Source organism: Moraxella sp. CTOTU47579, assembly GCF_032004885.1.
Taxonomy (GTDB): domain Bacteria; phylum Pseudomonadota; class Gammaproteobacteria; order Pseudomonadales; family Moraxellaceae; genus Faucicola; species Faucicola tetraodonis.
On sequence record NZ_DALZOJ010000012.1, the window covers coordinates 1 to 21,996 of the forward strand.

Here is a 21,996-nt window from a genome sequence, read left to right on the forward strand (position 1 = left end):
GGCACTATCTCGTATTTTTTAGAATGGTGGTAGATGGGATGGTCGGATGCTTACATTTCATAAGCCAATTTTACTTCTGCTTTAGCTAATAATTGAGTAATAGTTATAGCGTGGTTTTGCCCTTTGGGCAAAGCCTTATAAAGTGTTAGTATTTGTTTTAACAAAGGCGTTTCTTTATTAGATAATGACATGCATTTCCCGATTAATTTGGCTTCAATATGAATAAAATATATAGAATGACAAAAATAAGAGATATTTTCACTGTATTAAATCATCGGACTAATAATGTCCGATAATTAAGATATTATTACTTTAGCGAATATAAATAAACATTGTTGTAAGTTAGATTATTTAAAGGTAACCCCCTATGAAAACACGCCATATTAACTCAGCTTATGCATTAAATTGGAATGAGTTTGAAGAGTTTACAAGACAAGAATTCTTAGATCGTCAAGACGAACAACCTGAACAATGTATGGGAGAAAGAAAAGAGCTATTAGATTTCGCACAAGAAAAATTTAAACAATATAAGTCTCTCAAAACTATGCCCATTGGTGACCAACGAGTTATTGCAGGCGTTTGTAAGTTGAGTGAACCAGAATTTCCTTTCTTCGCATGGTTCGGTGCTTTAACTGCTGTAGGTAAAATGAAGGGTTATTTTAATCCCACTAAGCCCAAGCAAGTGCAAGCAATCATTATTTCTGACGCGCTAGATTTAATTCCATTAGAAGGTGAAGTAACAAAAAGAGATTTTGTTAATTATATCAAAAAATTTAATGAAATTTCATCAAGCAAACATCCTAATATGATGTCAAGCTACTATCGTTTTTTAACTTTGAAACGTCCTGATGTGTTTGTTGGATTAAATGGGTTAAATAATTACAATTTAAATTACTTGTATGAAATGCCTATAAAAGCAAAGCCGAACCAATATTGGGAAGTTTTACAGCAAATTAAGGAATCTAATTGGTATCAAAATGCTAATGTTGAAAGCCAAATATATCCTTATCGCATGGCTTTCCTAGATAGTATTTGTTATCAAGTAACTAATGAGATAGAAGCATAAGAAAGTAAACGAAGTATCGTATCAAAATCAAAATGTAAGCGACGTAAATCGTCGCTTACATTTTTTTCACCCTTGAAAAAAAACGCACCAATTCACTACACTTAAAGTCAGTCCATTAAGTATTTATCAATACCATAACTTTAGGCTGATGAAACATGTATGCCCTTGTTGACTGCAATAGCTTTTATGCGTCCTGCGAAAAACTATTTCGTCCTGACCTACGAAATATACCAGTCGTTGTATTATCCAACAACGATGGCTGTGTCATTGCACGCTGTGCCTTGGCTAAAAAGATTGTCAAAATGGGCATACCGTATTTTCAGTGCAAAGACTTACTTGAGAAGAGTGGCTGTGTGGTTTTTAGCAGTAACTACACACTGTACCAAGATATCTCTAACCGCGTGATGACCACCTTAGAAAGCTTATCACCTGACTGTGAGATTTATAGCATTGATGAAGCTTGGTTAGACTTAACAGGCTATACCACCGCATTAATAGGACTTGATGCCTATGCCAACCAGGTGAAGCAAACGGTCTATAAAAATGTAGGCGTACCTGTGGGTGTCGGCATTGCACCTACCAAAACCTTAGCGAAACTAGCAAATCACTATGCCAAACAACAAGGCGGTATCTGTGTAATTGACAACCATGATTACCGTACACAGCTGCTTGCCCAAACCGATATCGCTGACATTTGGGGTGTTGGACGCCAACTCACCAAACGCTTAAATATTTTAGGCATAAAAACTGCCTTAGATTTAGCCAACTATCTCATCAAACCGTTAGCAAAACAAACCAGTGTGTTAACTGAACGTACCGCCTTAGAACTTAACGGCATTCGTTGTTATGGCTTGGATGCTACTGAGCCCAAAAAAGAAATCGTTTGTAGCCGTAGCTTTGGTCAGCGTATAACAGATAAAACCCAAATTATCGAAGCAGTGGTACTTTATACCACCCGAGCCTGTGAAAAACTACGCAATCAGCAAAGCCTAGCCAAACGTATTACGGTTTTTATTCGTACAGGTCAATTTAATCACAATGGAAAACAACGTAGTGTTAGCTTATCAAGTGAACTGATACACCCATCTGATGACAGCCGTCTATTTATTAAAATGGCAACTCTACTTGTCGATAAACTCTGGCTGGATGGCTACCGATATGCCAAAGCAGGGGTAATGCTCACTGATTTTTATAGCCATAAACCCTACCAAGACGATTTGTTCGAAAATAGGGCGGCTTATGATATTGAGAAGAGCCACAGGCTAATGCAAGCGTTAGATACGATCAATCTTCAGTTTGGCGCACATACCTTAAAATTTGCCAGTGAAGGCACTACCAAAACATGGCAGATGAGCCGTGATATGTTGTCTCCTTGTTATACCACCAATGTTAAACAACTCCCAAAAGTACATTAAGGCGGCAATTCATGACAGTGGCAATTATTGGCTTATTAGACGAACTACTTGAAAAACAGTATTTTCCGTTATTTAACGATGTGGTACGAGCTGGATTTCCAAGTCCTGCCAGTGACTATGTGCAAGACCGTATTGATTTAAATGAGTTGTTGGTTAATCATCCAAGTTCAACTTACCTTGTTGAGGTGGCAGGCTATAGCTTAAAAGATATTGGGATTTATCCGCATGATATTTTGGTGGTGGATAGAGCGATAACGGCTAAGCATAAAGACATTGTGATAGCCTTAGTGGATGATGGCTTTATGGCAAAACAGCTTATCTTAGGTGACAATATTATTCTACGCTCACATAACCCGGATTATCCTGATATCCTTATCAAGGATAATCTGGAGCTATTTGGGGTGGTGGTGAGTGTGGTGAGGAAGTTGTAATATCATGGCAAATTGACTTAAATAATAAATTTGAGGGGTTTTACTCAATTTAATAGCTGAATAAATCTGCTATGCACTTAATTGGATTAAGTTTTATTATTCAAATCGTTTCTATAAAAATCAAACAATAAAAAAAGCCGTAATTTTCATACGGCTTTTAAGAGGAGGTGGGCTCAGAAATAAAGAAGCTATTCGTAATAAAAAATAAGAAGTTAGATACTTGCAGTCCAAGCTTTAATAACTTTTTATTTGATACGAATCTATGTTCACTAGATTTCTATCATTAGTCCACCTTTTTTTAGTTTAACAATTAACCATGAAATTTAATGTTAAAAAATGTAATTATAAGTTAAGATTTTGTTTCAAATATTAGTCTAATGAAAAGATACTCAGCTTAAAATTGCCCTACTTAAATTATATTCACTTATTTAACTAAAATAATCGGTACTGGTCTGAAAAGTATGCTGAGGTGTAAATAAAAAAGACAGCTTGAGAAAAAGATGATAATTTGAGGTTATGAAGACACAAATTACAATCAGATGCCCAAGCTGTCTGGGTTTAAGTATAAAGAAAAATGGCTGGAAAATCTATGGTAAACAGAATTATCGATGCAAAGACTGCCATCGGCAATTCATCCATGAGATGGATTTAAGCTACCAAGGATGCAAAAGCGAAATCAATGCCAAGATACGCTTAATGCTAGTTCGAGGCTGTATTGTTGCTGACATTGTTATCATTGAGAAAGTTAGCAAGTACAAAATATTAAGCGTTTTAGTCAATTCAAACCATGATATAAAACCCAAACAACGCTATTATCTAAAACTGCAAGTGGATGAGTTTTGGACGTATGTAGGGCATAAGAAGAACAAGGTATGGCTAGTCTATGCATACGACTCAGATACCAGTGAGATTGTTGCCTTCGTATGGGGCAAACGTAATCTAAAGACGGCTAGAGAGCTAAGAGCCAAGCTTGATGCGTTAGGCATTGACTTTGGCTATATCTGCTGTGATAACTGGGATAGTTTTTTAACCGCCTTTGATTTTGACTTTAAAAAGGTGGGTAAATACCATACGGTTGATATTGAAGGGAACAACAATCGTTTTAGGCAAAGGCTTAGGCGAGTCTTTCGAAAGACAAGCTGTTTTTCGAAAAAGCTAGCAAATCATTTTAAAGCGTTTGATTTACTGTTCCACTATGTCAATTATGGCTGGGTATAGTGAGCATTCTTTTTATACCACAGCCCGATAGTTTATTGCTGAAATGAGAAAGCCGTTACTCGGGATTCCCAGTAACGGCTTACAAGTTCAATAAAAACAGGTGTTTTGACTAAATTTTCGGCTCAATCTTTTCCCCATCTTCTTTGATAAAGGTTTTGGTTAAGGGCGTATCAATCAAATCTAGTACAACTTCGGAAGGACGGCACAGCTTAACGCCTTTATCACTCACAACGATTGGACGATTGATTAGAAGTGGGTCAGCTAACATAGCTTGAATAAGGTCATCATCAGTCAAACTAAGGTTATCTAGTTTACGTTCAGCGTAAGGCGGCACATTTACACGCAGTAATTGTCTTGGGGTAATACCCATTTTGGTAATTAAATCACGCAGGGTTGTTTCATCAGGTGGGTTATCCAAATACTGAATAACAGAAGGCTCAATTCCTTGATGTTTGATAAGAGCAAGCGTGTTGCGTGATGTGCCACAGTTAGGGTTGTGGTAAATTGTGATATTTTGCATACTTGTTCCTTTTTAAGTTTTAAAATTATTGAATTATTGGCAACCAAATTGCCAATGCAACCAATGTAGCCACCAATACAGGCAAGGTTAAAATAATACCGACTTTAATATAATAGCCCCAACTCACCGTAATATTTTTACTGGCTAAAACGTGCAACCATAATAAGGTAGCGAGTGAGCCAATCGGGGTAATTTTCGTGCCTAAATCACAGCCTATTACATTGGCATAAATCATGGCCTGCTTTATCATGGGGTCATGGATAATCGCCTCATCAATCGCTAAAGCTTGAATTAGCACCGTTGGCATATTATTCATGACAGATGAAAGCCCTGCCGATAATAACCCTGTTCCTACTGTAGCTGTCATCATGCCATGATTAGCGAGTTGGCTTAACTCATGAGCTAAATAATCGGTCAGCCCTGCATTTTTTAAACCATACACCACCAAATACATACCCAATGAAAATATCACCACTTGCCATGGGGCATTTTTGACAATCGGCAACACCGTTATTTTTTTACCCATTTTCGCTACCACAAGCAACACCAACGCTCCAACCCCTGCAATGAAGCTAATGGGTACACCTATAGGCTCAAGTACGAAAAAACCCAACAACAGTAACGCCAATACCACCCAACCCATGATAAAGGTATTTTTATCCACGATAGCCGATTGTGAGTTTTCGATTAAATCCAACGCATAAACCGTAGGAATGTCTTTATGATAAAACCCATACAATACCAATAATGAGGTGACAACCGCTACTACGTTTACTGGTATCATCACTTTGGCATAATCGGTAAAAGGGATTTTAAAAAAGTCAGCCGACACAATATTTACCAAATTAGACACCACGAGCGGAATACTGGCGGTATCAGCGATAAACCCTGCTGTCATAATAAAAGCAAGGGTAGTCGCAGGGGAAAAGCGTAACGTGGTTAAAATCGCAATCACAATGGGTGTTAATATCAAAGCCACACCATCATTGGCAAACAATGCCGATACCACCGCCCCAAGTAGCACAATAAACGCAAACAACCGATTACCGCTACCTTTTGCTAATCTTGCGACGTGCAAGGCGATATAGCGGAAAAAGCCTGCTTCATCAAGTAACAGACTAATAATAATAATAGCAATAAAGGCAAAGGTAGCGTTCCAAACAATATTCCACACTACAGGAATATCGGCAACCGTTATTACCCCTAATAGCAAAGCTATCCCAGCCCCGATACTGGCAGTCCAACCGATGCCCAAGCCTTTAGGTTGCCATATTACAAATATCAAAGTCACTAGAAAAATGAGTAATGCGGTAATCATTGACTGCCTATAGAAACCTGTTAAAATTGAGCTATACTATAATCTATATATTTGGATATGTAAATATATGAATAAAACAGACTTTCTCAAGGCGTTAAGCGACCCCACCAGATTAAAAATTGTGCAACTACTTAATCAGAAGCAAGCGTTATGCGTGTGTGACATCATTAGCGAGTTAGACCAACCCCAGCCAACTATCTCACGGCATTTAAACCAATTAAAGCAAATCGGTATTTTAGAAAGTGAGCGTAAAGGCACTTGGATTTGGTATTCGATTAGTCAAGAGTTACCAAGTTGGGGTAAAGCGGTAATTGGTGCATTGGAATTAAATTAAATTAAATGTATGATTCATAGAGATCGTTTGAGGGCGTTCAAAATTCTGTGTCAGGATAAATTAAATTAGAGGCTCATTACCGCATCTAATCGACCAGGGAAATGGAGAGACAACTGCATCATCGTCTGACCCCAGTTTTTTGAAAACTACCGCTGGTTCTAGTGAGCATACTTTTCAAACCACAGCCCTCATTGTGGTACTGGTCTGAAAAGTATGCTGAGGTGTAAATAAAAAAGACAGCTTGAGAAAAAGATGATAATTTGAGGTTATGAAGACACAAATTACAATCAGATGCCCAAGCTGTCTTGGCTTTAGTATAAAGAAAAACGGCTGGAAAATCTATGGCAAGCAGAACTACCAATGCAAAGACTGTCATCGACAATTCATTCATGAAACGGAGCTAAGTTACCAAGGCTGTAAAAGCGATAAAGCAACGTATTGTTTGAAAAATCCGCCTAAGCCTAAAAATGCATTTATAAGTTGTGTATTGGACATTCTAAACAAAATATACTTTCAAATTGGCAGGCTGATCATGCAGCGAAGTTAAACAATCAGCCTATAATCAAGTGAATCAATTACCACCCACCACCCAAGCTGTTATATAAGGCAATCAAATTAAGGGCTTGACCCAATTCATTCTGTAGCAAATTTTGCTCATATTCTTGGGCGGTGATTCGAGCCTTTGGCATATCATCAAAGGTTAGTCGTCCATAATTAAATAACTTTTTGGCATGGTCTGCCTGCAGTTCGGCATCTTTGACGGCATTTTGTAGGTTACGATGTTGACGAATCAAAGCGATATTAAGCTGTGAGCTGTTATCCACTTCTGCCAATGCAGTGAGCAAGGTTTTATCATAGTCCGCCATTACCGCCTGTACTCGGGCATCGGCTGCTTCGATGTTATGTTTAATACGGCCATTGGTAAACAATGGCACCGAGACATTGGCATTAATCAGCCCTGCGGTTATCCCAGTACTATCTAAGTCATTATTACTAATGGACAAACCGCCATTCAATACCCCAAAATTAATCCCAAATCTAGGGTATTGGTCGGCAACCGCGCTACCATGCAAAGCGGCTAGTGCATTAACTTGCGCCTGTTTGGCGCGAATATCGGGGCGACGGGTCAGTAAATCGCTAGGATAATAGCCTTGTGGGGCAGGGGGCAAGTGTTTTAAGACATTGACAGGGCTAGGTGGCAAGTCAAAGTCTTGTGATGTCTTACCACTTAATACTGCGATTTGGCGGATATTGGCTTGACGTTCTGCAGAGAGATTGTCTTGTTTGGCTTTGATACCTTGCAATTTAATATCGATATCATCAATGTCATAGCGAGTCGCTTGTCCTAAATCAAAACGCGCTTTGGCGTAACGGCGTAACTCGCTTAGCGAAGATTGGGTTTGCTTGAGAATTAACGCTTCTTGTTCTTTACTGCGTGCTTGAAAATACGCTTGGGCGATTTTGGCAGCGACTAGCATATGAGCACCGTGGATTTTTTCTTGGGTCGCAAGATAGGCGTAGCCTGCGGCATCGGCATCGCTTTGTTTTTTGCCAAAAAAATCAGGTTCCCAACTAGCTAATACGCCCAAATGATAAGCATGTCCATCAACATCAAGGCTAGAATCGCCCCAATCACTACCAAGCATACCTAGAGGTTTGCGGACCTTAGAGGGTAGAGGGTTATCGACATCACTATTCACGCCTGTGATGCTGCCACCGGCACCTACCATAATACCTTTATTGGCATTGGCAAGATTAGCAACTGCGCTTGCTTCATCAATCCGAGCCTTAGCTTCTCGTATATCCGGTGCCGTTTGTAGGGCGTGCTCGATTAGGCTAGTAAGTACAGGGTCATGGAAATTTTGCCACCATGTGCTGATATTGCTTTGCTCACCAACCGGCAATACATAATTAAATTTTTGTGGCATAACAACTTGGGATTGCGATTTGACAGGCGTATTTTGACAGCCAGTTAAACTGGCGGTAAAAGCAGTGGTTAATATACCTGCTAAAATTAAATGAGATAAAGTAGATTGCTTCATAGTTTTACCGGTCATTTTTATCACTATTTTTAACTTTGGATTTGGTTAACATCTCGATTGATAAGGGTATAACACATACACCCAATATACCGTAATTTTGCCAAAATTATCTTTACCCTTGTTTATCAAGCATACTGCGAAAGCGTTTTAGGGCAAAAAACATAAAAATCAGACCTGACACGGTCATCTCGAGCAAATAATGTCCCACGATAGGCAAATTGGCGTCACGAAATAGCACCGCATGGCTAAATAAGGCATATTGGGTCACAGGGGAGAATTGCGAAATACTTTGCACCCAGGTAGGCATACTCTCAAAGGGCGCATCGCCGCCTGATATTAGTCGTAAAACCACATACACCGGCAACGACAATAGTCCAAATTGTGGCAAAGTCGGCGCAAGGGTAGCAAACATAATACCCATTGCCGACGCCGAGAATAAAAATACAAATGTACCCAGCATATACAAGGCAATTGAGCCATTAATCTGGACACCAAGCCACCCTTGCACCACAAACATCAAGGATAAAAACGCAGCCGTCGCTATCACCACGCCGTTACTGATGATTTTTGACAAGGCTATTTGGTTGGCGGAAACAGGCATGACCAGTAAATGCTCAATCGTTCCTCGTTCTTTTTCACGGATAATCGCTGCGCCCACTAGCATCATGGCAAGTAAAAAAATGAAGCCCACAATGTTGGTTACCGAGAAAAACCAATGGCTGGTAGTATTCGGATTAAACCACACGCTGGTTTGCACCTTGACCGGTAGTTGGTCTAACGGGCTGGTTTTTTTAAGATAGTTATAGCTTTCTTTATTAAAAATCTCTTGGATATATACCATACCCACCCCTGCTTGCGACACGGCAGTGGCATCAGCAGAAAGTTGCACCGTTGGATGTTTATTATCCCGCACGTCTTTCTCAAAATTTTCTGGAAATTCAAGCGAGAAAATATAGTCGCCTTTATCAAAGCCATCACTGAGTTTTTCAGTATCTGGTATATACACGGGTTTTTGAAAGTTTGGTGGTTGTAGGGTCGATACCATATAATTGCTCATTTGCGATTGGTCGTGGTCAACCACTGCCACAGTGGCGTTATGCACTTCGGTAGTGATCCCTGTCGAAATGGTATAAATCGACACGGTGAACAAAAAAGCAATGATGATAATTACCATTTTATCGCTAAATAGGGTTTGAAACTCCTTGTTGGTTAAGGTGATGACGTTTTTAACCCATTGTCCCCATGGGGATGGTGGCCTGCTAACTTGATGATACATGGCTTATTTCTCCTGTTTTTGCAAACACAGACTTGCCAAGGTTACATAGGCAACCCCAAAGCCTAAAATAATCACATAGTTATGCACAAAACTGTCAATGTCTAACCCTTTGGTAAATGCACCTAAGCTGATTTGTTGGAAGTATGCCGCAGGAAAAGCTTGACCTACCCAATGGCTACTGCCTGTGATCGATGACAGTGGGTATAAAAATCCTGAGAAGTTCAATGCAGGAATCATGGCAGCCACCGCCGTAGCAAACACAGCAGAAACTTGGGTTTTCATCATTGAAGAAATCCATAATCCAAAGCCTGTTGCAGTACACACCAACAAAAATGCCCCAATGGTTAGTCCCATAAACGAGCCTTTGATCGGTACACCAATAATGACGATTGCAATCCAAACTAAGCTAAAATAACTGCCCAATGCGGTCAAAATATAGGGTATTTGCTTTCCTATTAAAAACTGGGTGGTTGAGGCAGGAGATGTATAAAGATTGCTAATTGAGCCGAGTTCTTTTTCTCGTACTACCCCTAAAGCAGTCATCATCGCAGGAATCAAAATCAAGCCAAGCATAATCGTGCCAGGGATGATGGCATAAATACTGGCAAAGCCTTGGTTATATAAAAAACGCGGTTCTATCACCATCACAGGGCGGGTATCAAGGGGTAAGCCTGTTTGACGGATTTTGTCTTGGGCATAGTTGAGTAAAATACCTGTGACAAAGCCTTTGATATTGTCTGCAATAAAGGGCGCACTACCGTCAATATAAAAATTAATCTCAGGTCTGTCTAAGTGCTTCATATCTGAAGCAAAATGGTCAGGGATTTCTAGCACCAGTTTAGATTGACCGCTTTTAAGCTGCGTTTGGACTTCTTCGATAGAGTCAAGCTTTTTTACGCCCGAAAAATAAGGCGAACCATCAAAATATTGGATAAGTTCACGGCTTTCAGTACTTTGGTCGTGGTCGATAACTGCCATGTTCAAATGATTAATGTCAAACGACACAGCATACGCTACCGTCATCATGATGATCACAGGGCCAATCAAAGCAAATGATAGCCGAATTTTATCTCGGCGTAATTCTTTGCTTTCCCGATTGGCAAAAGCAAGCATGAGTGACAACCAAGCCCATAAGCCTTTACTGTGGGTGGCTTTTTTACCGGTCTCTTTAGCCGATTGTGTTTGCGGTGTGGTTGATTTGATCTGTTCGCCATTTGCTTGATTATTAGCTCTAGTGGGTTTTTGCTCGACTTTGTTGTCATTGGATGTTTCGAGTAAATACTCGATAAAGGCTTCTTCCAACGTTTTGGCGTGTTTGTTGGCTTGTAACTCTCGTGGTTTGCCCACCGCTAGCAAGTTGCCTTGCTGCATCAGCGAAATACGATCACAACGCACCGCTTCACTCATAAAATGGGTGGAGACAAAAATGGTAATCCGTTGTTCACGAGATAATTCGACCAATTTTTTCCAAAACATATCCCTTGCAGCGGGGTCAACCCCTGACGTCGGCTCATCTAAAATCAACACTTTAGGTTGGTGCAAGCATGCAGCTGCTAATTGCAGGCGTTGGCGAATACCCAGTGGTAAATCTGCCGGCAGTTTGTCGGCTTCTTTGGTCAAATCAAAGGTAGCAAGGCTTTGGTCGATATAGTTTTTCTGTTCACTTTCTGGAATACGGTATAGTTTGGCATGGAGTTTTAAGTTACCACGTACAGTCAGTTCTTCGTAAAGAGAGAAAGCTTGTGACATATAGCCGACTTTTAGGCGGTTTTCGATGCTACCTGCGGTAACAGGTTCGCCAAGCAATTTGGCTGTACCTTCAGTCACATCAAGTAAGCCTGTCAACATTTTCATGGTAGTGGATTTACCGCAACCATTTGACCCTAGAAAGCCAAAAATCTCACCTTGAGCGATACTAAAACTCACATGGTTCACTGCCACAAAGTCACCAAAGCGTTTGGTTAAGCCTTCGGCTTCAATGGCTGGTGGTAGGCTAGGGTCGGGTACAAACGGGGGTACTGTAAAGTTACTGTCGCCGCGTTTATTTTCTGGCAATAGCACATTATAGGCTTCTTCAAGGTTGAGCCGACCTTCAGCATCATAATAGTTTTGGGCATATTTTTTCACCACATTGGTGGTTTTATCATTAATTAGCACTTCGCCATCGTTCATCGCGATGATGTACTCAAACTGGGCGGCTTCATCGATATACGCTGTCGAAACAAGCACGGTCATGCTTGGGTTCTCGGCTCGGAGCGAATCGACCAATCGCCAGAACTGCTGACGCGAGAGGGGGTCAACCCCTGTTGTCGGTTCATCCAAAATTAGCAAATCTGGGTCGTGCACCAAGGCACAGCACAGGCTGAGTTTTTGTTTCATACCACCAGAGAGTTTGCCAGCCGGACGGTCTTTGAACTTGAGCAAGTCGGTCGCTACCAATAATCGCTCAATACGAGCTTGGCGAGAAGCTTTGTCAATGCTAAATAGCCGAGCATGAAAGTCGATATTTTCAAAAACCGATAGGGTAGGGTAAAGGTTATGTCCCAAGCCTTGTGGCATAAAGGCGACTTTATTGAGTAAAAACTCTCGAGCTTTTTTATTGTGCATATCCTTGTTCAGCACTTGAACTGTGCCAGTTTGGATTTTTTTCATCCCAGCAATTAGGCTTAGCAGGGTCGATTTGCCGACGCCATCAGGCCCGACCAGACCGATGGTAGCAGATTTGGGAATAGCTATACTGACGTTTTTGATGGCTTGGATGACCTTACCATAGCGATGCGAGACATTGCTCACTACCACAGCAAAGTCATCACTATTGTCTTTGGATTGAGTGTTATCGAAAGTCATGCTGACGCATCCTTTGTCGGTTATTGCCCTACCGTTACGGTGGATGCGATTTGTGGATGTACAGGTCGGCTTGGGGCGATTGGTACAATCGATGGCATTTTGACTTCTAGGTCCTTGCTCCATGCTTTACTTGGATCAAGTTGCACATAACCTTGGGCTGTCATACCGCCTTTGAGCAAGGTTTGGTAACGGCTTGCCACTTGTGGATCAAGACTTAATTTGACACGGTACATCATCTTTTCACGTTCGTTTTTGGTTTCGACGGATTTTGGCGTGAATTGTGATTGGTTAGCCACAAAGCTAACTTTGGCAGGGAGTACGGCTTTGATACCGTCTAACACGATACGGGCAGGGCTACCAATTTGAACTTGATTACTGCTGTCAGTTGGCAAAAAGATTTCAAGATAGACATCGTTTGGATCAACTAAGGTTACAACTTTGCTACCAGGGGCAATCACATTACCCACTTCGACAATGCGATATTCAACCCGCCCTGCTTGTGGGGCACGCACATACATATCTGATTGAATCGATTTGACACGATTGATTTGAGATTGGGCTTGGTTGATTCCTGCTTGGGCTTGCTCGATCCCTGCTTGGGCTTGCTCGATCCCCGCTTGGGCTTCGGCAACGGCTGCTTTGGCCTCGGCAATACCCGATTGGGCTTCAGCAATACCTGCTTGTGCTTCTGTGCCACCTGCTGCTGCTTGTGCTTTGGCGGCTTGAGCAGCAAGAACTTCAGCTTTGGCAGCTTGGTAGGCCTGCTCACGCTGTTGTAATTCAGCGATAGAAACTAAGTCATCTTTCCGCAATGCTTTGGTGTTGTTTAGATTGTCTAGCGCGATTTGTAATTGGGCTTTTTTAGCAGCAATCACCGCATCGGCTTGGTTGACACCGCCTTGGGTACGAGCATAGCCGCCTTCAGCACGTTTTTCGGTACCCATGGCACGAGTGACCGCGCCTTCAGCACGAGCTTTGGCAGCTTGCGCTTGCGATTTACGGCCTTCGGCTTGCAATTTGGCAGCTTCGGCTTGCAATTTGGCAGCTTCGGCACCTTGCAGTTGAGTATCAAGTTCTTCAGAAGATAAGGTCACCAGTGGCGTGCCTTTTTCGACCAAGTCACCTTCATGCACAAGCACTTGGCTGACACGTCCTGCGCGTAGGCTAGCCACATCGATATTTTGTAGTTGTAGACGTCCATTGGAAGAGGCAAAGCCTTCTGGGGTCGTATCAGCGGTACGTTTGTAGTTCATATACACAGCAAAAGCGACTGCCACAGCCAATATCAAGGCGATCAGAATATAATAAGATTTTTTCATGTTTTAGTCTTAAAAAATAGCTGACAACTATTTAATAGTACTTTGTAAAAATCCTTTTTAAGTATCTAATAGAACAGTTATCAACATTTATTATAGAAAAAATAAAGCTTTCCAAATCTTTATTTGTTCACGCACAATATATTCCCTTAATAGAGTTATTGATAAAAAACTCACAAGAAGATAGGGCTATTATGATTTTTTGTTTAAGATAGTACGTAAATTCTAATTTATATCATTACTTGTAATGCAAGAAATAAAAATTAAAAACTGTTTCTAAAATAAATTGTAGCACTAAAATTCATATAAGAGTAACAATACAGAAAAAAATTTGTGAACGAACGTTAAGGAGAATTTTCTTCCAATATTCCAAAAAATATGGATTTCTAATAAAACTTTGAGCGTCTAAGGCTTGATTTAGGGCATCTAAGACTAGCTGAGTGCCCCCACTGTCAGAATAGTTGTCACCCTCACCTAAACAACCCAAATGGGGGAAAAGGAGACAATACAATGTTCCCCTGCAATCGCCCGTAGCACTAAAATTGTTCTACCTTCAATGGCATAAGTGGCGGTAAGCGTGTTGTAGGTTGGCGTAATGGTGTTTTTCTCGAGTTGCACCAATTCTTTTAAAATCTTATCAATTCTCTCTGGCGACAAGCCCAGAGGCGGTAATACAGGTCTTCCATTCTCTTCTGACACACCGATGACAATATAGCTAGCCACTACCAAGGTTGTAAAATTCATTGGGAAAGGCACACAGCGTGTGGATCACGCTCTCTGGATTCCAGTCAGTTTTTTATTCAATATGCTCGCTTTCAATCGTACGTTGTAAAAGCAAGTCGTTGATATTAACAGATAGCTTATTGTGCATGATTTTCTCAAAAAAGGTTTTTCTTAAATAATGTATATTTTAGATAAAATTAAATTTTATTTTATTAATTCTAATATTTTATCTTTTCCTAATTGTTTAATTAATTGTTTCATAATTTCTTCAGGCATCCCTTTACTTGGGTTCAATGAAGTGCGATTTTTAAAAAGGCTCACATCTTCATCGTTGCTTAAAGCATCAAGGTAATCTGCCCATGTTTGCATCATTTCAGTTCTCTCATCAAGGAATTCAAAACGTCCGTAAGCTGTGCCGTTTTGGTCTTTGGTGATATGACCCAATCCCATTTCAACAATCACTGCTGGGTACTTTAATTGTTCTTGGAGCATGGTTTTAGCACTTGCACGAAATCCATGCACACAATGGACATTTTGATAGCCTAATTCTTTAAGATGTTTATTGGCGGTATTGTCTGAGATTATGCCGTTCTTTTTAGCCGAAGGGCTATAAAAAACAAACTCACTATGACCATTGATTTTATACTGGTGTTGTAAAATTTCAATGGCTTGACGGGGTAGAGGTACGACCATATCTCGCACCATATGTTCTTTGCTTTCGCCTTTAAGTGGTTGAAATCGCCATTTAGCTTCTTTAAAGTCTAAATCTGCCCAACGCATACGACGTAAATCACCATTACGCACAAACAGCATAGATAATAGCCTAAGTGAACTAATGGTATTACCATCAACTTTAGTTGCCAAGGATTCAATGTCTTGTAGCAGTTTGGCAAATTTATCGGGCTGAATAATTGCAGGACGGTGACCGTATACGGGCTTAATCAATTGGCTTTTTACCATATTGGCAGGGTCTGTACTACAAAAACCACGAGCGCTAGCATACTTAAAAATATCGCTAGCGATGCTGGCACAGCGTTCAGCCTTTTCTGTAGGTTTACCGTCTGCCTTAACGAACTGGTTTTGCACATCAATCAACATTGAAAGCATTTGCGGCGGCGTTATTTCACCAATAGGTGTTTCAGCAAAGCTGTCTTTAAGTAGTTTTAGGCAGTTTAGTTTACGTTGTAAGGTGTTAGGCTTAAGCGTTGTTTTGAGCGTATCAAAATACTCGTCAGCAAATCTGCCAAATGTTCTATCGTCATTCTCAAGTAGTGCTTGCTTAACAGCTTTTCGATTATCGTTTGGGTCAATATTTTTACTTAATAAATCTTGATATTCTTGCCAAATATCATGAGCACGAGCTAATGTAATGCTTGGATAAATGCCAAATGAGATACGTTGACTTTTACCAGTGTTGGGTGAAGTATAACGAAAGAGCCATGACTTTGTTTCGTTAGGGCGTACCATTAAATATAATTTTGGGCGACCTTTAACTGGAACTAGATACTCTTTTGCTTCAGCTTTATGTGAGCTGATACTACGGTCTGAAGTGATGGGCTTACGTTTTTCCATAAATCATTCATTTATATATTACTTTAGTGTACATTCTAGTGTACATTAAATGCAGATATTAGGATAGTAATAATGGAATAAAATGAGATAATCTATAACCTAAGTTATTGAATATATGTAAAAAATTATAGACTATGGTACGCCATGATTCACTGATTCGACACCCGCCGAGCGCACCATTTTCTTGATTTAATCCTTAATCTAAAACATTAATTTTATTGATAAATTCACTATCATCTGCTTTTTAGTTTACCTCATTGTCATTGATTGTTTTATCCTTGATAGCAAGTTTGTTGAATCTATTAATTGAGCAACCATTAGATTGAATGATAAAACGGTTTATCCCCATTGATAGTCGCACGGTGCATGACACGATGTACCGTATCGCCATAATCATGGGTCGCATAGTGCTGAGTAGCTCGATTATCCCAAAACGCAATGTCATCATTTTGCCAGTGCCATCTTACCGTAAACTCAGGTTTGCTAATATGTTGGAATAAAAAGTTGAGTACCGATTTACTTTCTGAGTCGGACAATTCATTTATCTTTGTGGTAAAGCCTTCATTGACAAAAATCAATTTTTTACCGGTGACAGGGTGGGTGCGAATGACAGGATGCACTACAGGCGGATTGTCAATTTGCGCTTGTTGCCACTGAGCAAAGCCCTCGGGGGTATTGCCAAATCGCTCTTGCGGGAAGGATTGAATAATATTGTGCGTTGCCGTCAACCCTGCCAAAAAAGCGCGAAACGCAGGTGATAAATTATCGTACGCCGCATAGCTGCTTGACCATAGCGTATCACCACCAAAGCTTGGAACTTGTTTGGCTGCCAAAATACTGCCAAGCGGTGGCGTTTCGCTAAAAGTCACATCGGTATGCCAAATGGCATTGTCTCGCAAATCGGTTTTATGATTATCAAGCAGTACAATCTCTGGCTGGTTATCGGCTTGGGGGAAAATCGGGTGAATATGCAGTGAGCCAAATTGACGCGCAAAATCCGCTTGTTGTTTTGGGGTAATTGCCTGTTTACGAAAGAATAAGACTTGATGCGTCAATAATGCTTGCTCAATTTCGTGTTGTTGAGTCTCTACCAAAGGTTGGCTAAAGTCGACACCTGTCACCACCGCGCCAATATTTGGGGTGATTTTTTCGATTGTTAACGTGGTCATGATGATCTCCAAATTGTTCAGTTATCACTTGTTATAGCTGTTTTAATATTTGCCGTACCAAGGGGCAAGATTGGCTTGTAATTTTCTTAATAAAATTTCTAAAATAAACGCAATCACCGCAATAATTATAATCCCTAGAATGACAATATCCGTCGATAGAAACTGCGCGGCTGACTGAATCATAAAGCCTAACCCTTTAGTTGCAGCCACCAATTCAGCTGCCACCAAAGTCGACCAACCTACACCCAGCCCAATACGAATCCCTGTTAGGATATGCGGTAAAGCCGATGGCAATGTCACATGCCAAAGTAATTGCGATGGGGTTGCACCGAGCGATAGCGCGGCAAATTGGCGGCTTTTATTAACGGTCAAAATACCCTGCAATGTTGAGATAATAATCGGGGCTAAAATCGATAAAAAGATAAGCGTGATTTTGGTCAGCTCACCAATCCCTAACCAAATCACCAATAATGGCAAATAAGCGAGCGGGGGAATTGGGCGATAAAACTCGAGCAACGGGTCAAAAATAGCCCGAACTGTGCGATTGGTTCCCATCCAAATAGCGATAGGCACACCCACCACCACTGCCAAAACCAAGGCAATAAATACCCTTCCTAGGCTGGCAAAGGTATGCTGTATCAAGGTGGCCGACATATAGCCTTCAGTGGAGACTTTGACAAACTGTTGCCACACACTGGTAGGGTTTGGCAAAAATAAACTTGGCACCAGTCCTGTCGCAGTCACCGCCCACCAAATCGCCAAGGCAGTAACCACACTGATAAACCCCCAGACTACCCCATGATGTTGGGATACAAAAGATGAGGCAGGGGTGGGGCGTGTTGTCATGGTAGTCTCAATAACGGCTGCGGTTGGCGCTGACTGATGGTCGATTGGTTTATCAGCGGGGTGAGTTGCGGTATCAATCTTAGAAATTGTTTGGCTCGTCATGACCTAATTCCTGTTAAATTATTATGATGAATTGGCGCAGTTTTAGCAGCTGTCAAATACGACCCGCCACAATTTGCTGAAATAACTGTTCTCGCCATTCAATAAACTCACGGTCTGATTTTATGGCGCGCGTGCTTTGTCCTTGGGCAAAGCGTTGGCTAAAAGTCGGCTGGTAATGGTGCAGAATTTTTCCTTGACCCATCACCACCAAGTCGGTTGCCAAAAATAACGCTTCTTCAATATCATGCGAAATCAACAATATTTGTCGTTTGCTTTGTTGCCAAATATTGAGCAGTAGTTCTTGCATGGATTCGCGCATAAAAGCATCAAGGGCAGCAAACGGCTCATCTAGTAATAACATTTTGGCTTTTGATGCTAGTACGCGGGCGATGCCCACACGTTGTTGCATCCCGCCTGATAATTCCCAAATCGATTTTTCGGCAGCATGTTCTAGTCCTACCCACTGCAAAATTTGCTCGGTTTGTTTGGCTTGCGTTTTGGCATCGACCCCTGCTAATTTGCCAGCAAAACTGACGTTGTCAGCGACATTGAGCCAAGGGAATAACGCATGGTTTTGAAATACCACCGCTCTATCTACACTGGGTTTGGTAATGGCTTGACCGTCTAGGCTTAACGCGCCTTGGGTCACAGGAATAAAGCCTGCAATGGTGTTGAGCAAAGTGCTTTTACCGCAGCCTGACGCCCCAAGTACCACACAAAAACTTTGCGCTTCCAATGATAAATTCACCTTATCAAGTGCCAACGTGGGGTGGCTATTGGACTGGGTAGTTGGATACTGTACGCTTAAATTTTCAATCACTAATCCGCTCATGCTATCTCATTCCTTGTTAAGCCTTGCCACTACTTGCTATCCAAATATTGATTGGTGACAAAATCTGAATAATCAGCTAATACGGTATCCACCTTGCCTTGTGATTTAAGAAATTCAGCCGTTTTGCGGATGTTGTCAGCAAATGGTTTTTGTAGCAAAGTCTGCTGTTCACTGACGGGTAGATAACGATTTCCTGCCAGTAGGTTGCTGATATCGCTCGGTGTTGAACCTGTAATTTGCGCAATTTTTTGCACGTTGCTAGCATTACCAATAAAGGCTTTAGGGTCTTGGCTATATTTACCGGTGGCATCGGTGCTGATTTTGACGAACTGTTTTAAAAAGTCAGGATTTTTTTGGGCAAAATCTTTACGCGCCACCCATAAGTCATAGGTCGGACTACCCCAGCTAGCCACTTCTTTTGAAGTCGTCAAAACATGCCCAGTGGCTTTGACTTTACTTAAAACAGGCTCCCAAACATACGTGGCATCAATATCTCCTCGCTCCCAAGCCGCGTTGATTTCCGGTGGACGAAGGTTAATAATGGTGACTTTATTTGGGTCAATGTTCCAATGCTTCAGCGCGGCAAGTAAGCTGTAATGGGTGGTAGAAACGTAGGGTACGGCAATTTTTTTACCGATTAAATCTTGCGGTGTTTTGATATTACTAGCATTTCTCACGACCAAGCTTTCTGCTTCACCGATTTCACTGGTCACCAAAAAAACTTGAAGCGGTACGCCTTTGGTGGCAGCGGCTGCCAATGGACTTGAGCCAATATTGCCAATATCAATGCTGCCGGCACTAATGGCAGCAACGACGTCTGCACCCGTATCAAATTTTCGCCAATTGATATCACGCTGCGTGGTTTGTTCATAGGTTTTGTCGGCTTGAGCAAGTTTGGCTGGGTCAACCCCGGTTTGATAAGCAATGGTAACGGCTTGCTTGCTATCTGCAGTTGATGTGTTGCCCGCTGCGGATGCGCTGTTGGACGTTGTTTGATTTTGCGACTGTGTTGGTGATTGAGAATAAACATAGCCCGCGCCAATCGCCACAATGCCTGCGGTCAATCCTGCCGCGAATAATTTATTTTGCTTAGTCATTTTTACCCCTTAATTCATCATAGATATTCTGTATGTGAATTATTATGTAAAAACCTTTATATTCTGTAAAATAATATTAACAATATTGTATTTTCTAAAATGGAATAATACTGTGCGTTTGCCAATCGCCCTATAACTAAGCTAACCAGAAATAAGCTGACAATTCGTAAGTAAAATTCGCTACAATATTGCCTTTGATATTTGATACACTAAAAATCGGGCAATACCATGACAACCAATCTCTCTCAACTGTCACCCACTGCTGTTTGGCAATGGTTTGATCAAATTTGTGCTATTCCACATCCTACTTTTCATGAACATGCATTGGGTGACTTTATTGTTCAAGCAGTACAAACCCGCGGACAGCCATACGGGTTAACGGTCAAAAAAGATGAAAAAGGCAATATTTTTATCTATAAGCCAGCAAGCGTACAGCTTGATAGCAATATGGCAAACCATCCTGCGGTGGCTATCCAAGCGCATTTTGACATGGTGGCACAAAAAGGGGAAACCACCAACCATGATTTCATCACTGACCCTATCAAACCTGTCATTAAAGACGATTGGGTTTGGGCAAGCGATACGACGCTTGGGGCAGATAATGGTATTGGGCTTGCTATGGCATTGGCGGTGGCGTTTAGTGATGATATTGTCCATCCACCGCTTGAGTTGATTTTGACTTGTGAAGAAGAAATCGGCATGGGCGGCGTCCAAGCTATTCACCCTGAGTGGCTGACCGCACCTGCGATGATTAACCTTGACTCGGAAGATGAAGGTGAACTGTTTATTGGCTGTGCTGGCGGACGTGATGCCACATTCCAGTTAACTTCCTCGATCATTACCGTAACCGACGATGTCACGCCGATGGTAATTAAGGTGAGCGGTTTACAAGGTGGGCACTCTGGCATTGATATTCATAAAGGCTTAGCCAATGCTAACTTGTTACTGGCGCGCGTGCTGGCAAGCCTGTTTGGCTCATCGCCTTTTTATCTACAACACTGGACAGGTGGGGTACTGCGGAATGTGATTACGCGTGAAGCCTCTGCGGCGGTGTTGGGTGATTTTGAGCGTATCAGCCAGTTACTTCCTACTATCTTGCAAACGCTACAAGCTGAATATAAAATCACGGAACCCAACCTCACCGTTACTGTTGAAAAACTAGTAGCCACGGACGCGCTGTCATCTGACGCTGCCAACCTTTCCGCTCTTAGTATAGCCGACAGTCAGCGTGTGCTTAACTTGCTGCGTAGCCTACCCAATGGCGTGATACGGATGAGCGATAGTTTTGCCGGCGTGGTAGATACATCAATTAGCACGGGCGTGGTTAAGCTTGCCCAAACTCACGACAATAATCAAACCGCCACCCTTGAGATACGTTGTCTGATGCGATCTTTGGGTGAAACCCCAAAAGATGACATTGCCCAGCGGCTACAAGCTTTAGCAGATTTGGCAGGGGCAGCGCTAGAGTTAAGCGATGATTATCCAGGCTGGCAACCTGACCCAGATTCCAAGCTATTGGCAGTGGCAAAATCTGTGATGGCGAGTCATTTTGCAGGCGAGCCAAAGCTGCAGGTGATTCATGCCGGTCTTGAATGCGGCATATTTAAAGGTAAAGCGCCAAACATGGACATGATTTCTTTTGGTCCAAATATCCGTGCGGCACACTCACCCAAAGAACGCGTAGAAATCGCCAGCGTGGCAAAAACTTGGCAGGTGCTATTAGACTTATTAAAAGTCTTGTAATGGCTAATGATTGCTTATGCTGCTATCACAGTTGTGAAAAAATGTCGTTGCTAAGGTTTTAAATCTAGGGTTTTGAGCCTATTTTTTCACACCGCGATACGTAAAAAACCCTTGAAAACACTGATTTTC

At 41.6% G+C, this 21,996-nt stretch carries 19 protein-coding genes and 1 pseudogene; 7 read left to right on the plus strand and 13 right to left on the minus strand.

Annotated features, from left to right (window positions below):
* Nucleotides 1–50 precede the first annotated feature (50 nt).
* Nucleotides 51–191, minus strand: coding sequence for a hypothetical protein (locus RTP55_RS08620; protein ID WP_312385586.1), 141 nt, complete (start codon nt 189–191; stop codon nt 51–53).
* 176 nt (nt 192–367) lie between these two features.
* On the opposite strand from RTP55_RS08620, the gene RTP55_RS08625 reads away from it, so the two are divergent.
* From RTP55_RS08625 to RTP55_RS08640, 4 genes are all read left to right on the plus strand, one after another.
* Nucleotides 368–1,066: a hypothetical protein gene (locus tag RTP55_RS08625; RefSeq protein ID WP_312385587.1), complete on the plus strand. Its 699-nt coding sequence runs from the start codon at nt 368–370 to the stop codon at nt 1,064–1,066.
* A 155-nt stretch (nt 1,067–1,221) separates the two neighbouring features.
* Entirely contained in the window at nt 1,222–2,481 is a 1,260-nt protein-coding gene (gene umuC, locus RTP55_RS08630; RefSeq protein ID WP_312385588.1) for a translesion error-prone DNA polymerase V subunit UmuC, read from the plus strand.
* 11 nt (nt 2,482–2,492) lie between these two features.
* On the plus strand, nt 2,493–2,912 hold the full coding sequence (umuD, locus tag RTP55_RS08635) for a translesion error-prone DNA polymerase V autoproteolytic subunit (protein ID WP_312385589.1): 420 nt from the start codon (nt 2,493–2,495) through the stop codon (nt 2,910–2,912).
* A 516-nt stretch (nt 2,913–3,428) separates the two neighbouring features.
* Nucleotides 3,429–4,130 carry an IS1 family transposase gene (locus RTP55_RS08640; RefSeq protein ID WP_312385590.1) on the plus strand — a complete coding sequence of 234 codons (702 nt, stop codon included), beginning with the start codon at nt 3,429–3,431 and terminating at the stop codon, nt 4,128–4,130.
* A 109-nt stretch (nt 4,131–4,239) separates the two neighbouring features.
* Here the strand turns inward: RTP55_RS08640 and arsC are convergent, their stop codons facing one another.
* Nucleotides 4,240–4,650 (minus strand): arsenate reductase (glutaredoxin), encoded by a 411-nt coding sequence (arsC, locus tag RTP55_RS08645; RefSeq protein ID WP_312385592.1) that lies wholly within the window; start codon nt 4,648–4,650, stop codon nt 4,240–4,242.
* A gap of 25 nt (nt 4,651–4,675) precedes the next feature.
* Nucleotides 4,676–5,968: an arsenic transporter gene (locus RTP55_RS08650; protein ID WP_239743207.1), complete on the minus strand. Its 1,293-nt coding sequence runs from the start codon at nt 5,966–5,968 to the stop codon at nt 4,676–4,678.
* Nucleotides 5,969–6,035: 67 nt separating this feature from the next.
* On the opposite strand from RTP55_RS08650, the gene RTP55_RS08655 reads away from it, so the two are divergent.
* Entirely contained in the window at nt 6,036–6,302 is a 267-nt protein-coding gene (locus RTP55_RS08655) for an ArsR/SmtB family transcription factor (RefSeq protein WP_007117092.1), read from the plus strand.
* 268 nt (nt 6,303–6,570) lie between these two features.
* Nucleotides 6,571–6,726: pseudogene (locus RTP55_RS08660) on the plus strand (transposase-like zinc-binding domain-containing protein); the annotation flags it as partial.
* A gap of 151 nt (nt 6,727–6,877) precedes the next feature.
* On the opposite strand, the gene RTP55_RS08665 reads toward RTP55_RS08660, so the two are convergent.
* The 10 genes from RTP55_RS08665 to tauA all read right to left on the minus strand — a co-directional run bounded on the left by RTP55_RS08665 (nt 6,878) and on the right by tauA (nt 20,124).
* Nucleotides 6,878–8,359, minus strand: a complete 1,482-nt coding sequence (locus tag RTP55_RS08665) for a TolC family protein (RefSeq protein ID WP_312385593.1) — start codon at nt 8,357–8,359, stop codon at nt 6,878–6,880.
* 97 nt (nt 8,360–8,456) lie between these two features.
* Entirely contained in the window at nt 8,457–9,620 is a 1,164-nt protein-coding gene (locus RTP55_RS08670; RefSeq protein ID WP_312385595.1) for an ABC transporter permease, read from the minus strand.
* A 3-nt stretch (nt 9,621–9,623) separates the two neighbouring features.
* Nucleotides 9,624–12,467 (minus strand): ribosome-associated ATPase/putative transporter RbbA, encoded by a 2,844-nt coding sequence (gene rbbA, locus RTP55_RS08675; protein WP_312385597.1) that lies wholly within the window; start codon nt 12,465–12,467, stop codon nt 9,624–9,626.
* A gap of 20 nt (nt 12,468–12,487) precedes the next feature.
* Entirely contained in the window at nt 12,488–13,786 is a 1,299-nt protein-coding gene (locus RTP55_RS08680; RefSeq protein ID WP_312385598.1) for an HlyD family secretion protein, read from the minus strand.
* 471 nt (nt 13,787–14,257) lie between these two features.
* Nucleotides 14,258–14,527, minus strand: a complete 270-nt coding sequence (locus RTP55_RS08685) for a hypothetical protein (protein ID WP_312385599.1) — start codon at nt 14,525–14,527, stop codon at nt 14,258–14,260.
* 183 nt (nt 14,528–14,710) lie between these two features.
* Complete coding sequence (locus RTP55_RS08690; protein ID WP_312385600.1) at nt 14,711–16,078, minus strand: tyrosine-type recombinase/integrase; 1,368 nt, start codon at nt 16,076–16,078, stop codon at nt 14,711–14,713.
* A gap of 317 nt (nt 16,079–16,395) precedes the next feature.
* Nucleotides 16,396–17,259 (minus strand): taurine dioxygenase, encoded by an 864-nt coding sequence (gene tauD / locus RTP55_RS08695; protein WP_309593675.1) that lies wholly within the window; start codon nt 17,257–17,259, stop codon nt 16,396–16,398.
* Between the two features lie 30 nt (nt 17,260–17,289).
* The gene (locus tag RTP55_RS08700; RefSeq protein WP_409418432.1) at nt 17,290–18,093 is read right to left on the minus strand and encodes an ABC transporter permease subunit; all 804 of its coding nucleotides are present in this window, start codon (nt 18,091–18,093) and stop codon (nt 17,290–17,292) included.
* A 154-nt stretch (nt 18,094–18,247) separates the two neighbouring features.
* The gene (locus RTP55_RS08705; RefSeq protein ID WP_312385603.1) at nt 18,248–19,027 is read right to left on the minus strand and encodes a taurine ABC transporter ATP-binding protein; all 780 of its coding nucleotides are present in this window, start codon (nt 19,025–19,027) and stop codon (nt 18,248–18,250) included.
* A gap of 29 nt (nt 19,028–19,056) precedes the next feature.
* Nucleotides 19,057–20,124, minus strand: a complete 1,068-nt coding sequence (tauA, locus tag RTP55_RS08710; protein ID WP_409418431.1) for a taurine ABC transporter substrate-binding protein — start codon at nt 20,122–20,124, stop codon at nt 19,057–19,059.
* A gap of 228 nt (nt 20,125–20,352) precedes the next feature.
* On the opposite strand from tauA, the gene RTP55_RS08715 reads away from it, so the two are divergent.
* Entirely contained in the window at nt 20,353–21,867 is a 1,515-nt protein-coding gene (locus tag RTP55_RS08715; RefSeq protein ID WP_312385604.1) for an aminoacyl-histidine dipeptidase, read from the plus strand.
* The last annotated feature ends 129 nt before the right edge of the window (nt 21,868–21,996 follow it).